Annotated in this window: 10 protein-coding genes and 2 pseudogenes; 8 read left to right on the top strand and 4 right to left on the bottom strand. The window is 69.8% G+C overall.

Features of this window, described 5'->3' with window-relative positions; genetic code table 11:
- The first annotated feature begins 320 nt into the window (after positions 1 to 320).
- Complete coding sequence (locus M2437_RS13075; protein ID WP_015824117.1) at positions 321 to 851, top strand: peptide deformylase; 531 nt, start codon at positions 321 to 323, stop codon at positions 849 to 851.
- Between the two features lie 125 nt (positions 852 to 976).
- Positions 977 to 1,420 carry a hypothetical protein gene (locus tag M2437_RS13070; protein ID WP_015824118.1) on the top strand — a complete coding sequence of 148 codons (444 nt, stop codon included), beginning with the start codon at positions 977 to 979 and terminating at the stop codon, positions 1,418 to 1,420.
- A gap of 21 nt (positions 1,421 to 1,441) precedes the next feature.
- On the opposite strand, the gene M2437_RS13065 is transcribed toward M2437_RS13070, so the two are convergent.
- On the bottom strand, positions 1,442 to 3,613 hold the full coding sequence (locus tag M2437_RS13065; RefSeq protein ID WP_253389622.1) for a TonB-dependent receptor: 2,172 nt from the start codon (positions 3,611 to 3,613) through the stop codon (positions 1,442 to 1,444).
- A gap of 288 nt (positions 3,614 to 3,901) precedes the next feature.
- Here M2437_RS13065 and M2437_RS13060 point away from each other — a divergent pair, with 288 nt between their 5' ends.
- Entirely contained in the window at positions 3,902 to 4,747 is an 846-nt protein-coding gene (locus tag M2437_RS13060; RefSeq protein ID WP_253387646.1) for a DUF3750 domain-containing protein, read from the top strand.
- 16 nt (positions 4,748 to 4,763) lie between these two features.
- Here M2437_RS13060 and M2437_RS13055 read toward each other — a convergent pair whose 3' ends face one another.
- Positions 4,764 to 5,273 carry a hypothetical protein gene (locus M2437_RS13055; RefSeq protein WP_015824121.1) on the bottom strand — a complete coding sequence of 170 codons (510 nt, stop codon included), beginning with the start codon at positions 5,271 to 5,273 and terminating at the stop codon, positions 4,764 to 4,766.
- A gap of 349 nt (positions 5,274 to 5,622) precedes the next feature.
- On the opposite strand from M2437_RS13055, the pseudogene M2437_RS13050 reads away from it, so the two are divergent.
- The 4 genes and pseudogenes from M2437_RS13050 (at position 5,623) to M2437_RS13035 (ending at position 10,242) form a co-directional block, all read left to right on the top strand.
- A pseudogene (locus M2437_RS13050) lies at positions 5,623 to 6,115 on the top strand (GNAT family N-acetyltransferase).
- Between the two features lie 80 nt (positions 6,116 to 6,195).
- Positions 6,196 to 7,587 carry a GntP family permease gene (locus M2437_RS13045; RefSeq protein ID WP_253387644.1) on the top strand — a complete coding sequence of 464 codons (1,392 nt, stop codon included), beginning with the start codon at positions 6,196 to 6,198 and terminating at the stop codon, positions 7,585 to 7,587.
- Between the two features lie 160 nt (positions 7,588 to 7,747).
- On the top strand, positions 7,748 to 9,064 hold the full coding sequence (locus tag M2437_RS13040; RefSeq protein ID WP_253387643.1) for a dicarboxylate/amino acid:cation symporter: 1,317 nt from the start codon (positions 7,748 to 7,750) through the stop codon (positions 9,062 to 9,064).
- Between the two features lie 116 nt (positions 9,065 to 9,180).
- Positions 9,181 to 10,242 carry an SDR family oxidoreductase gene (locus M2437_RS13035; RefSeq protein ID WP_253387642.1) on the top strand — a complete coding sequence of 354 codons (1,062 nt, stop codon included), beginning with the start codon at positions 9,181 to 9,183 and terminating at the stop codon, positions 10,240 to 10,242.
- 26 nt (positions 10,243 to 10,268) lie between these two features.
- Here M2437_RS13035 and M2437_RS13030 read toward each other — a convergent pair.
- Positions 10,269 to 11,847, bottom strand: a pseudogene (locus M2437_RS13030) (aspartate ammonia-lyase).
- Here M2437_RS13030 and M2437_RS13025 point away from each other — a divergent pair.
- Positions 11,759 to 12,121 carry a hypothetical protein gene (locus M2437_RS13025; protein WP_499007199.1) on the top strand — a complete coding sequence of 121 codons (363 nt, stop codon included), beginning with the start codon at positions 11,759 to 11,761 and terminating at the stop codon, positions 12,119 to 12,121. The pseudogene M2437_RS13030 and the gene M2437_RS13025 overlap by 89 nt on opposite strands.
- Positions 12,122 to 12,179: 58 nt before the next feature.
- Here the strand turns inward: M2437_RS13025 and M2437_RS13020 are convergent, their stop codons facing one another.
- Positions 12,180 to 13,721 carry an alginate export family protein gene (locus M2437_RS13020; RefSeq protein ID WP_253387640.1) on the bottom strand — a complete coding sequence of 514 codons (1,542 nt, stop codon included), beginning with the start codon at positions 13,719 to 13,721 and terminating at the stop codon, positions 12,180 to 12,182.
- Positions 13,722 to 13,935: the final 214 nt, after the last annotated feature.

The raw sequence follows: 13,935 nt of genomic DNA, 5'->3' as shown, positions 1-13,935 counted from the left end.
TCTTCACGTCCCGGTACCTCCGAAGGCCGATATCGTCCTTCGATAGGCGGCGTTGCGGATTGGGGTGAGGGCGCAACCCTCGGAGCGCGATCCGGGTCCTGTTCCTCCCAATACAGTCATGGGAGCGGGCCCGTCCTGTCGATAACCCGTCTTCGGCCGGGCCGTCCGCTTGCTCCATACGCCGTGGCGCCGAGGTGCCGAGATCCTCGAGGGCACGCTGAGCCGGAGGGTCCCGGCTTGACTCGATCTCCAGGTTGCATCTCAAGACGGCGCGTGCATCGGGCCTGCCGCCCTGTTGCCTGGCCCCGGAACCCGCTCGCATGCCCGTCCGCCCGCTGATCTTCTATCCCGATGCGCGCCTGCACCGGGCGGCCGAGCCCGTCTCCGCGACCGGCGAGGCCTTAACGGGTGAGTCCTTGCGCGCGCTCGCGGCGGACGTGCTCGACACCCTCGGCGCCGTCTCGGCGATGGGGCTGACCGCAATCCATATCGGGCGCCCGGAGCGGGTGGTGGTGATCCGGCTTCAGCCGGACGAGCCGCACGCGGTCTACGTCGATCCGGTCGTCGCCTGGGCCTCGCCCGAGCGGGCCGCGCATCCGGAGGGAAGCGTCTCAATGCCGGGCGTGGTCGAGCCGGTGGAGCGGCCCGCGCGCGTCCGGGTGCGCTACCGCGACCTCGACGGCGCCGAGCACGAGGAGGAGGCCGAGGGCCTGCGCGCCGCCTGCCTGCAGCACGAGATCGACCAGCTCGACGGCATCTTCTGGATCGACCGGCTGACCCGGCTGCGCCGCGAGCGGGTTCTCAAGCGCTACGCCAAGCTGCGGGCGCAGCAGGCGCGCGCGGGATCGTGAGGCCTCACCCCGGACGCGCCAGGCTCGGTCCGGGGCGCCGGGCATGGTATGCCGGGCCTCGGTGTCTCGTCCCGAACAACGGCAACCGCCGTTCGGGATCAGGCTCCGCTGTCCGAGACCGCTCCATGTCCCGCTTGCTGCACGTCGCTCACCGAGCCCTCGCCGCCCCGGCTGTGCTTGTCCTCGCGCTGTCCGCGCCGGGCGCCGTTGCGCAAGGGACAGGGCAAGCGACGGGGCAGGGGACGGGCGGCCGGGCCGGCGATCAGAAGGCCCAGGCTCGGGCCGCTTCCGTGGTCGGCTGCACCTCGCTGGCCAACCTGCGCGGCCTCCTGCGCAGCACGGGCGAGGACCGCGCCGCCGCGCTCGCGGTCGCGAGCGATCCGAAATCCGATCTCGGCTGCAGTCCGGTGGACCGCGCCACGGTCATGGGGCTCGCCGACCACGTCGCCCTGAACGGCCGCGCCTACGACTGCCTCACCCTCAAGGGCACGGCGGTGTGCCACTGGACGGTGGCGGGCGCCGTCACGCCGCCCGAGCGGCCGGCGGCGAAGCCGGCCCGCGGCAAGTAGGGGCGGGCGCGAGGCCCTGCCTCAGAACCGTGCCGTCAGGAACAGGCGGAGGTTGCGGCCCGGCAGCAGGATCTCGTCCTTCTTGAACGAGGCCGAGTTGCGGATGTCGTCGTCGAGCAGGTTGCGGCCTTGCAGCCCCAGCGTCACCTCGGTGGCGCCGTAGACCGTCGGGTCGAGCGCCTGGGTGTAGGCGAGTTCGGCGCGCAGATCGTTCCAGCCCGGCGTCGTGGTCTCGAACGGGGCGATCTCGGTGTGGTCGAAGGCGTGGAGCAGGTTCACCCGCGCGAACCAGCCGTTGGCCCGCACGAAGGCGCCGCCGCCGAGCCGGTGCGGCGGGATGCGCGGGACGTAGGAGCCGTCGTCGAACTGGGCGCGGACGAAGTCGTACTGCGCCTCGAGTCCCGCCCAGCCGTCGCCGACGGCGAAGAGATCGAGCTGCGCGCCGATCTCGGCGCCGTAGAAGCTGGCATTGGCCTGCGAGTAGACGACCTGGCGCAGCTCGTCGCCGGAGCCGCAGGAGCCGAAATCGTCGTCGCAGCGGTTCCCGGTGTCGCGCCGGAAGATGAAGCCGGTGTAGCGCGTGACGTAGCCGGTGGCGTCGAGCCGCAGCGGCCCGTCCGCCCGGCGCAAGGAGATCTCGGCGGTGCGGGCGCGCTCCAGCCGCAGGGTCGGATCGCCGATCTCGAAGGTCGCCGAGGCGTGGTGCGGCCCCTGCGAGAACAGCTCGGCGCCGGTGGGCGCACGCTCGACATAGGAGCCGTTGAGGCTCGCCACGAAGCCGTAGGGCAGATCCTGCAGGGCGCCGAAGCTGAGGCTCTTGGGGGCGAAGCGGCGCGTCAGGGCGTAGCTGAGCGGATCCCCGTCCGTCGGAAGGTAGCTGCCGGGGAACTGCGTCGCGATGCTGTTGAGCCGGTCGCCCTCGATCCGGCCCGCGGCCTGGAACCGGAGCCCCCCGCCGACCGCCAGTTCCTCGAACAGGTAAGCGGCCAGCACCCGCGACTCGGTCGGCGGCAGGAAGCTCTCGAGCTGCGAGTTGAGCACCCGCCGGCTCGTCTGGACGCCGACCGCGCCGGTGAGCGTGCCGAGCGCGGTGAAGACCGGCACGTGCTGCGCCTCGAACCGGGCTTCGACCTCGCGGTTCTTGAAGATCGCCTGCACGCCCTCGCCGGCCGGGCCCTCATGCGCGTGGTCGTCATCGTCCCCGTGATCGTGATGGGCGTGCCCGAAGCCGATCTCCTCGTGGCGGTAGACCGAGCCGCCGGCCCAGAACCGCAGCACCTCGAACGGGCCTTCCAGCGGGCGGTATTCGCCGCGGGCGAGCACGCGGTCCTGGTTCGGGTTGAGCCGGGTGCGCGCTTCCGCCGCCTCGCCGCCGGGGATCTGATAGAGCGCGTTGAAGTGGCTGTAGGAGATGCCGAGGAAGCCGCGGTCGCCGATCGCCGAGATGCCGACCGAGCCCCCTTGCGTCTCGGTCGCCGAGTTGCGCTGGATGCCGCCGGGGATCGCGTAGGAATCGGTCGCGGTCGCGAAGCCGTCGGCGTGGACCGCGATGCCGTTCGCGCCCGCATCGACGCTCGCCGCCCCGAGCCGGCCGTTGTCGACGGTGGTGTAGCCCGTCGTGACCTGCCCCGTGATCCCGCGGGTGGGGATGAAGGTCGGCACTTGGTTGTTCTCGGCCGAGACCACGCCGCCGATCGCCCCTGAGCCGTAGCGCAGGGTCGCGGGGCCGCGGATCACCTCGATCCGGCTGGCATTGAGCGGGTTGACCGGCACCGCGTGATCCTCGCCGAGATCCGACACGCCGCCGTTGACGATGCCGTTCTCCTGGATGCGCACCCGGGCGTTGTCGAGGCCGCGGATGATCGGCCGCGAGGCCGCCCCCGGCGCGTAGGTCGAGGCGGAGATGCCGGGCCGGTCGAACAGCGCGTCGCCGAGCGTCCGCGGCTGGTCGCGGGCGATCCGCTCCTGCGGCACCACCGTGACCGGCGAGAAGGTGTTCGTCACCACCGGCAGCACCTCGGCCGCGCGGGCGAACGGCACGGCGGGGGAGGGAGCCGCCGGAGCGGCGGGCCGACCCTGGATCGGGCTCACCGAGGTCACGCTGATCTCCTCCAGCGTGGCCGCCTCCTGCGCCCGCGCCGAGAGCACGGTACCGGGCACGCCCGTCAGCACCGCCCCCGCCGCCAGCAGCATCCGTCCTGAACGTCCGCCCCGCATGCCCGTCGATCCAGCCTCGTCACGTTACAATGTTTCATCGCGAGAATGTTACAATGTTGCAAGGCTTATCTGCTGCCCGTTCCGTCGGGGACGGCCTGTGTGACCGGCCTGCATCAGACGGCTGTCCGGTGCGCGGCTGCACGGGGCGCGCACTGTCACCCGGCGCGCGGCGTCGCAGGCGCTTGTGCCGAGCGGGGCCGGACGTGACATTGGGGGCCCCCGGAGATGGTGCCGCCTGTCCGGATTGATGTTTTCCGGAACCCGATGCCCACCGACGTGCTCCTGCCCGCTCTCCGCTTCCTCCTTCTAGGCCTCGGCCTCCTCATCCTTCTCTTCCTCGTTCCGCTCGCGACCCACGCCCTGTGGTGGACCGCGAAGGGCGGACGCGCGGAGAACTGGTCGACGGCGGATTGGTCGAGCGCCGGGCTTCTCCCGCCGGCCGCCGCTGTGCCGGGGGCGATGGTGCGGGTCTACGCCGCCCGGGTCGGGCGCTGGCGGGGCATCTTCGCCCATCACAGCTGGGTGGTGATCAAAGAGGCCGGGACGCCTCGCTACACCCGCTACGACGTGGTCGGCTGGGGCCGGCCCGTGCGCACCGACGCCTACGCGCCGGACGGGCGCTGGTTCGGCAACGAGCCGGAAATCGTGCTCGGGCTCGACGGCGAGGCGGCGGCGCGGGCGATCCCCGGCATCCGCGCGGCGGTGGCGGACTATCCCCACCGCAGCCAGGGCTCGTACCAGGCGTGGCCGGGGCCGAACTCGAACACCTTCGCCGCCCACGTCGTCGCGCGCATCCCCGACAACGACGTGCCGCTGCCGCCCACCGCGCTCGGCAAGGACTGGACGCCGCCCGGCCGCATCGCCGAAATCACCCCGAGCGGCACCGGCCTGCGCCTGACCTGGCGCGGCTATGTCGGCCTCACCATCGGCTGGGTCGACGGGCTGGAACTCAACCTGCTCGGCGCGGTGGCCGGCCTCGATTGGCGCCGCCCGGCCCTGAAGCTGCCGGGCTGGGGCCGGATCGCGCTGATCCCCGGCGGCGACGCGGACAAGGCGGTGCCGACGACGGAACCGGAGCGCCGCCCGGCGACCGATTCCGTCTCGGGCTGAGGCGCCGCGTCGCGTTTCAGCGCTTCGACGAGGTTTGGCCCGGCAGCGTCACCTCGCCCTGCCACTGGCCGGCGAACTCGGTCTTCGACGTGTAGGCGAGGGAGAAGCTGCCCTTGCCCTTCGTGCCCGCGAACTCGCCGGTCGCCGCGCTGTCCTGATAGGTGCCCGTCGCCGTGACGCGGCCCTGAGCGTCGGTCGTGACCGTGCCCCGGTAGAGGCTCGAGGTCGAGCCGCCGGGCGTCGTGAAGGTGATGGTGCCCTGCACCGGCCCCTGGCCGTTCTTGAGCGTGAGGGTCTCCACCCACTGCACCCGGGCGCCGTCGAGCGGGGTGCCGGGACCGGTATTGATCCCGGAGGCGGTCTGCTGGAGCTTGACCTCGTTCGGGCCGAGAACCTGCGGTGCCTGGCTCTCGACCCGGCCGGTGAAGCTTCCGCCCATCGGCATCGCGAGGGCGGCCGCCGGAAGGACCGGGGTCAGCGACAGTGCGGCGGCAAAGGCGGCTAGGATCGTCGATCTGCGATACATCGCGTTTGCTCCCTCTGACAGGTCATCGGGCGGCCGCGCGGTGCGACCGCCTCGAAGTCTCAATCTGGAAAAATCCTGCCGTCAACGCCGGGCAGGAGCCGGGCGAGAGGGCTGTTTTTCGAGGTTTTTCCGCGTCTTGAGAGACGTTTCGTCTCCGCGCGGGCAGAGGTTCGTCCGAAAGGGTCAGGCGTCTGCGCCGAAAGATCCCACCGCTCCCAGCCGGGAGCCCGGCGGCGGTCGATTCGTGTTACCAGCGCCGTGACTGTTGCCGGTGACCGGCATCTTTGTAACGGCCGCCTGCACGGACCCTCTGCACGGCCCCCTTGCACCGGACCCTTCCGCGGCCCCGATGACCGACCTCCTGATCCGCCCGGCGCAAAGCCATGACCGCGACGCGATCTGGTCGATCCTGGAGCCGATCCTGCGCGCGGGGGATGTCTACGCCCTGCCGCGGGACTGGGACGGGGAGCGGGCGCTCGCCTACTGGTTCTCCCCGGCCCACCATGTCTTCGTCGCGGAGAGCGCGGGCGCGGTGCTGGGCAGCTACTACGTCCGCGCCAACCAGCTCGGCCCCGGCGACCACGTCGCCAACGGCGCCTACGCCACGCATCCCGAGGCGCGGGGGCGGGGCATCGCCCGCGCCATGGACCTGCACTCCTTCGAGACCGCCCGGGCGCTGGGCATTTTCCGCGATGCAGTTCAATCTGGTCGTCGCCACCAACACCCACGCCGTCGCGCTCTGGACGAGCCTCGGCCTCAGGGAGGTCGGTCGCCTGCCTGGCGTGTTCCGCCATCCCACCCTCGGGCCGGTCGATGCGCTGGTGATGCACCGCCCCCTGTAACCCCGCCTCCATTGAACACGGCCGCGCTTGGGGCAGATTGAGCCTCGCGCACCGTGAGAGGTGCGGGGAGGGCGAGTGCCTTGAGCTTCCTGATCTGCCTCGCGGCGCTCTTCTTCCTGATGGGAATCGCCTATCGCGGCTTCTCGGTGATCCTGTTCGCGCCGGTCGCCGCGATGGGCGCGGTGCTGCTGACCGATCCGACCGCCGTGCCGACGCTGTTCTCCGGGCTGTTCATGGAGAAGCTGGTCGGCTTCCTGAAGCTGTACTTCCCCGTCTTCCTGCTCGGCGCCGTGTTCGGCAAGCTCATTGAAATTTCAGGCTTTGCCCGCTCCATCGTCGGCGCCGTCACCGGGCTCCTCGGGGAGGGAAGGGCGATCGTCGCTATCGTGCTGGTGGGCGCGATCCTCACCTATGGCGGCGTCTCGCTGTTCGTGGCGGTCTTCGCCGTCTACCCCTTCGCTGCCGAGCTTTTTCGCCGCTCAAACATCCCCAAGCGCCTGATCCCCGGCACCATCGCGCTCGGCGCCTTCACCTTCACCATGGACACCCTGCCGGGCACGCCGCAGATCCAGAACATCATCCCGGCCTCCTTCTTCAAGACCGACGCCTACGCCGCCCCGTGGCTCGGCGTCATCGGCGCGCTCTTCGTGTTCGCGGTCGGCGTCGCCTATCTCGAATGGCGCCGCCGCTCCGCCGGGGACGAGGGCTACGGCGAGGGCCACACCAACGAGCCGCAGGCGGTCGAGGACAAGGTCGTCATCCATCCCGCCATGGCGATCCTACCGCTCCTCATCGTCGGGATCGGCAACAAGCTCCTGCTCGCCTGGATCACCGCCGCCTACGGCGAGCAGGCGAGCGCGGCGCTCACCCCGGAGATGGCGGCCCATCCCGTCACCGTACAGGTCAAGACCGTGGCGGCGATCTGGGCGGTGCAGGGCGCGCTGCTTCTCGGCATCCTCGCCACCGTGATCCTCGGCTACCGCAACCTCGCCGAACGTTTTTCCGAGGGCTCGAAGGCGGCCGTCGCCGGCTCCCTGCTCGCCGGTATGAACACCGCCACCGAGTACGGCTTCGGCGCCGTCATCGCCGCGCTCCCCGGCTTCAAGGTGATCTCGGACGCGCTCTCGGCGATCCCCAACCCGCTGATCAACGAGGCGGTGACGGTCAACGTGCTGGCCGGCGTCACCGGCTCGGCCTCGGGCGGGCTCTCGATCGCACTCGGCGCCCTGTCCGGCCGCTTCGTCGAGGCGGCGCAGGCGGCCGGCATCCCCCTCGAAGTGATGCACCGGGTCGCCTCCATGGCGAGCGGCGGCATGGACACCCTGCCCCATAACGGCGCGGTCATCACGCTGCTGGCCGTCACCGGCCTGACCCACCGCCAATCCTACGGCGACATCTTCGCCATCACGATCATAAAGACCGTGGCCGTATTTTTCGTGATCGGGGTCTACTACCTGACCGGATTGGTCTAAGCATATACCCGCCCACGTTGTGCGCGGGGGCGGCTGTGGGGTGCTGTGCCGCCGCTTGCACCGCCCCTTGCGCCGAAATGCTTCCCGCCGACGTGCCTCTCGCCGAAGCGGAAGCCCGTTCGGCGGCGCGCAGGTCGAAATGCTGCGAGGAGCCCGCCCGATGAGCCATGCCGCCACCCTGCCGACCGAGCGGGCGCCGCTCCACAAGTCTCTGTTCGTGCAGGTGATCGCCGGGCTCCTGGCCGGCATCCTCGTCGGCGCTCTGGCGCCCGGCTTCGCCGGGGAGCTGAAGATCCTGAGCGACGCCTTCCTCCGGCTGATCGCGATGATCGTGGCGCCGATCGTGTTCTGCGTCGTCGTGCACGGCATTGCCGGGGCGGGCGACCTCGGGAAGGTCGGGCGGGTCGGCGTGAAGGCGCTGATCTATTTCGAGGTGATGACGAGCCTGGCCCTCCTGCTCGGGCTCGGGCTCGCCTACCTCGTCGGGCCGGGCCACGGCATGAACATCGATGTCGCAAGCCTCGATGCCGGGGCCCTCGGCGGCTACGCCGATTCCGCGCAGAAGCTGCAGGGCGGCGGCATCGCGCATTTCCTCCTCGCCATCATCCCTAAGACCGCCTTCGACGCGTTCGCCCGCAACGACGTGCTGCAGGTGCTGTTCTTCGCCGTGCTGTTCGGGGTGAGCCTCGCCCTGGTCGGCGGCGAGAAGGCCAGGGCGGTCTCGGGCCTGATCGACGCCCTCTCCACGGTGCTGTTCAAGGCCATGGGGCTGATCGTGCGGGTGGCCCCGCTCGGGGTGTTCGGCGCCGTCGCCTACACGGTCGGACGCTACGGCATCGGCTCGCTGGCGCAGCTCCTCTCGCTCGTAGCCCTGTTCTACCTCGCGGTGGCTTTGTTCGTGTTCGTGATCCTCGGCGCGGTGATGCGGCTCGCGGGCCTCAGCCTCGTCAAGCTCCTGATCTATCTGCGCGAGGAGCTGACCATCGTGCTCGGCACCTCCTCCTCCGACGCGGTGCTGCCGCAGATCATGCGCAAGCTCGTGCATCTCGGGGTGAAGGATTCCACCGTCGGCCTCGTGGTGCCCACGGGCTATTCCTTCAACCTCGATGCCTTCTCGATCTACCTGACGCTTGCCGTCGTCTTCATCGCGCAGGCGACCAACACGCCGCTCTCCTTCAGCGACCTGATGCTGGTGCTCGGCGTCTCGCTGGTCACCTCGAAGGGCGCCCACGGCGTGCCCGGCTCGGCCATCGTGATCCTGGCCGCGACCCTGAACGCCGTCCCCTCGATTCCTGCGATCGGCCTCGTGCTGGTGCTCTCGGTCGATTGGTTCGTCGGCATCGCCCGGTCGCTGGGCAACCTGATCGGCAATTGCGTCGCCACCGTCGTCGTCGCCGCCTGGGAGGGCGACCTCGACCGGGAGCGTGCCGTGCGGGTGCTCGACGGCCGGGAGAGCCTGGAACCCACCGCCGTTTAGGGGGAATGCCGGACGCGGCCTCGATTCGGGATCGAACGGATCGCCCCGAGACCGGTTTCCGACCAGGAGGCGCCGCACCGGATGTGACGGGGCCGAGGACGGGACCGGAGTTGGGTATGGCGGGAACGGCATTGATCGCGGGCGTCGGCGGTATCGTCGGCAACAACCTCGCCCGGCACCTCGTGGCGCAGGGCTGGCGCGTCGAGGGGCTCGCCCGGCGCCCGCCGGAGATCGCCGAGGTCACGCCGATCGCCGCCGACCTGCTCGACCCGGCCGCACTCGCCCGGGCGCTGGAGGGCCACGCGCCGAGCCACGTCTTCCTCACCACCTGGCTGCGCCAGCCGACGGAAGCCGAGAACATCCGCGTCAACGCCGCGATGGTCGCCAACCTTCTCGACGCGCTCCGCCCGGCGGCCAGCCTGCGCCACGTGGCGTTGGTGACGGGGCTCAAGCACTATCTCGGGCCGTTCGAGTCCTACGGGAAGGGCAGCCTGCCGCCGACGCCGTTTCGCGAGGACCTGCCGCGCCTGCCCGTCGAGAACTTCTACTACGCGCAGGAGGATGCGGTGTTCGAGGCCGCCGCGCGCGACGGCTTCTCGTGGAGCGTGCATCGCCCGCACACGATCGTCGGCTACGCGCTCGGCAACGCCATGAACATGGGCGTGACGCTGGCCGTCTACGCCACGCTCTGCCGCGAGACCGGACGGCCCTTCCGCTTCCCCGGCTCGGCGGCGCAGTGGAACGGGCTCACCGACGTGACCGACGCGCGGCTGCTCGCCCGCCACCTCGAATGGGCGGCGCTGACGGAGGCCGCGCATAACGAGGCCTTCAACGTCGTCAACGGCGACGTCTTCCGCTGGCAATGGATGTGGGGCCGGCTTGCCCAATGGTTCGGCATCGAGCCCGCACCCTTCGACGGCGCGGTGAACCCGCTGGAAGCACAGATGGCGGGCGCCGCCCCGCTCTGGGCCGAGTTGGCGGAGCGCCACGGCCTGATCGAGCCCGACCTGAACCGCCTGGCCTCGGCGTGGCACACCGATGCCGATCTCGGCCGGCCGATCGAGGTCGTGACCGACATGAGCAAGAGCCGGCGCCTCGGCTTCCTCGATTACCAGCCCTCGGACGACGCATTCTTCGACCTGTTCGCGCGGCTGCGGGCGGAGCGGGTCATCCCCTGACCGCCGCAAGGCTCACCCCCAGAGACTCACACGACCGTCCCGGCCTTCTGCCGCCGGGTCGGGTGGGTCATGGCTTCCAGTTCGAGCAGTCCGTTGAGCTGGGCCTCGGTGAGGAGGCCCTCCTCCAGCACCAGATCCGCCACCGCGCGGTTCTCCTTCAGCGCGCGGCGGGCGATGCGGGAACTGGCCTCGTAGCCCAGCGTCGGCGCGAGCGCCGTGACGAGGCCGATCGAGCCCTGGACGAGGCTGCGGCAGCGCTCGCGGTCCGCCTCGATGCCATCGATGCAGCGCTTGGTCAGGGTGTCGATGGCGGCCGTCAGCATCCGTAGGGAGCTCAGCACGCAGTAGCCGATGGTCGGCTCGAAGGCGTTGAGCTGGAGCTGGCCGCCCTCGGCGCAGAGCGTCACCGTGAGATCGTGGCCGATCACCATGTAGGCGACTTGGTTGACCACTTCCGGGATCACCGGGTTGACCTTGCCCGGCATGATCGAGGAGCCCGCCTGCACCGCCGGCAGCCGGATCTCGCCGAAGCCGGTGCGGGGACCGGACGAGAGCAGGCGCAGATCGTTGCAGATCTTGGACAGCTTGACCGCAACGCGCTTCAGGACGCCGGAGAACAGCACGAAGGCGCCGAGATCCGAGGTCGCCTCGATCAGGTTCGAGGCCAGCACCATCGGCTGGCCCGAGAGCCGCGACAGCTCCTCCACAGCCAGCGCGGCGTAGCGCGGGTCGGCGTTGATCCCGGTGCCGATCGCGGTGGCGCCGAGATTCACCTCGCGGAACAGGCCGACGATCTCGGTCAATCGCGCCACATCCTCCTTGATCGTGGCGTGGAAGCCGTCGAACTCCTGGCCGAGCGTCATCGGCACCGCGTCCTGGAGCTGGGTGCGGCCCATCTTGAGCACGTCGGCGAACTCCACCGCCTTGCTCTTGAAGGCGTAGGCGAGGTCGTCGAGCGCCTTGACCAGCGGTTGCGTGGCGAAGATCACCGCGAGCCGCAGGGCCGTCGGGTAGGCGTCGTTGGTCGATTGCGCCATGTTGACGTCGTCGTTGGGATGCAGCGCGGCGTAGTCGCCCGGCGCCTTGCCCATCAGCCTCAGGCCGACATTGGCGATCACCTCGTTGGCGTTCATGTTGGTCGAGGTGCCAGCCCCGCCCTGGATCGCATCGACCACGAAGGATTCGGCGTAAGTCGGATCGGTCGCGACGAGGGTGGCAGGCCTCCTCGATGATCTTCGCCTTCCCCTTCGGCAGGTAGCCGAGCCGGTGGTTGGACCGCGCCGCGGCCTGTTTCACCAGGGCGAGCGCCCGCACCAGCTCCGGGTAATGGCCCACCGACACGCCGGTGATCGGGAAGTTCGCCACCGCCCGCTTGGTGTGGATGCCCCACAGCGCATCGGCCGGCACCTCGCCGTCCCCGAGCAGGTCGTGTTCCGAACGGGTCTTCGCCCCTTCCATCGCCACCTTGCGCACGGTGGCGACGGCGAGATCTTCCTCCTGGGGCGGATTCTCCGCCGTGGCCCTTGCTGCCGTGGCACTTGCCGCCGTCCCGAGCGCGTCCGGGCGGGCGGCCTTCTCGGCCGCCGCGATGGCCGCGGCCTTCATCTCGGCCCTGGCCGCCTTCTTTCCGGTGCCGCCTTTGCCGCCCGTGCCCTTGGCCTTCCCGGCCGCCGCCTTGGACTTCTTGACCTCACCCTGGCCTCCGGCCGCATCCTTGGCGGCGTGCTTGGCCTTGGTGTCGGATGCCGTCTTCGCCACGGAAGTCTCCCCCGATGCGTCGGACGATCCGGCCGAATCCACGATGTCAGCGGCCGGTGACCGTCGGGTCGGTGTTCAGGTCTCCGCGTGCCGGGCTGTCAACCGTTCGCCGTCCGGTTGATGTGTCAGCATCCCCGCATCGTCAGCTTATGCGCGGGTGCAGCGAGGCCGGCAGAGGATCAGAAGAACAGCGTCGTGTTGAGATAGCCGTAGAAGGTGTCGCCGGTATCGGGCGCGTTGGGGGCGTTGCGCAGGAAGTCGCCCTTGGCGAGATAGGCGAGGCCCGTATCGAGGATCATCTCGTTGGGGATGATCCAGTAGCGCAGGCGCCCCTCGATCTGGTGGCCGGCGAAGGTACCCGAGCGGCCGGTGCGGTCGCGGATCAGGGTCGCGGCGAAGGTGTCGGTGGCGCTCTCCAGCCAGAGCGGGCGGTAGGCGATGAAGGCGTCCCAGACCGGGCTCGGGGTGATCTCGGCGCGGATCGAAGGCGAGATCAGGTTGGCGCGCTGCACCGGGCCGTAAAGGCCGGTCGGGCCGTACTCGAAGCGGCGGGCGCCGAACAGGGTGTCGAAGCGGCTGAACTTGCCGTCATTGGCCCGGTCGCCGCTGGCATGGTCGTAGTGCAGCGACAGCCTCGGCTTCCACTCGTGGTCGAGGGTGTAGCCGACCTCGGCGTGGACGAAGTAGGCCGAGACGGTGAGGTCGCGCTGGTCGGCGGCCGCGGCGGTCTCGCGGGCGAGGCCGGTCTGGTAGATCCCCTCGAAATCGTAGTCGAATTCGCCGACCCGCGGCGCGCGGGCGAGTCGCAGGCCGGGGGTGAACAGGCGCCGGTCGCGGGTCTGGACCGAGCGCAGGCCGGTGCCCGAATCCTGCTCGTAGAGTCCGTAGCCGTAGAGCTCGAACGTGCCGCCGAAGATGTTGGCGAAGGTATAGGAGGCGCCGAAGAGCTGCAGGTTCAGGCTCTCGCGGTCGAACTCGATGCCGTTGTCGAGGATGCCGTTGACGTCGTCGGGCAGCCGCGTGTGCGGCATCACCCACAGCGCCGTGAACTTGTCCTTGCCCACGCCCTGCCAGTCGAAGGTCACGCCGGTATAGGCGTTGATGGTGTTGCGGAACTGCTGGCGCGAGACGAGGCGGCGCGAGCCGATGTTCTTGGTGAAGCGACCGACCGTGAGGCTGCTCTTCGAGCCGTTGTCACCGAGATCGCCGGTGTCGAAGTTGAGATAGGCCTGGCCCGGTTCGAGGGCGTTGATCTCCGTGGTGAAGGCGGACGAGTTGCGCTGCTGGAAGTAGCCGCGGCTGTCGAACAGCTCGACGCCGACGCGCACCGGTCCCTTGATCCCGTACTCCACATGCAGGGTGGTGAGGTACGAGTTCAGGATGTCGTTGGCCGCGAAGGTCGGCACCGGGCGGAACTGGTTGGCGATGCCCTCCACCCGCGGCCGGAACGAGCCGCTGATGCGCCAGTTCTCCGGTTCGCCGAACCCCTTGTAGAGGAAGTTCGGCGGCTTGGACGGCTGGGCCGCGAAGTAGGGGCCGTCCTGCTTCTTGCGGGACGCGGCGATCCCCGTCTGCATCGTGGCGGTCGCGGCCTCCGTGGCCGTGACGGGCCGTGTTTCCAGGGGGCCGGCAAAGGGGCCGCTCTGGGCCAGCACCGGACCGATGAAGAGGGGAATGGAGGCGCCGGCAAGTAACGACGCGCAGAGAACCGACCGCTTCACCACACCGCTCCTGTTCTTTCGCAGAGTTCGCTCGGGGCCGGCTAGAGATCGCCTAGACTGGTATACCAGTGCAAGGACCCCTGCTTTGATCGATGCATTTTGTCGGCGGAGCCGTGAATCCGCCGCTCTTGCGTCGACGGGTTTTCCACATGGCGGCACGGGGCCAAAACGGAGCGAAATCAGGGAGTTGAACTGCGTATTTCAGTCACTGAAA

Origin of the sequence: Methylorubrum pseudosasae (genome assembly GCF_029504475.1) — a bacterium.
Lineage (GTDB): Bacteria > Pseudomonadota > Alphaproteobacteria > Rhizobiales > Beijerinckiaceae > Methylobacterium > Methylobacterium extorquens.
The sequence above is the reverse complement of the archived record's forward strand: the minus strand, read 5'-3'. Positions and strand labels throughout refer to the sequence as shown.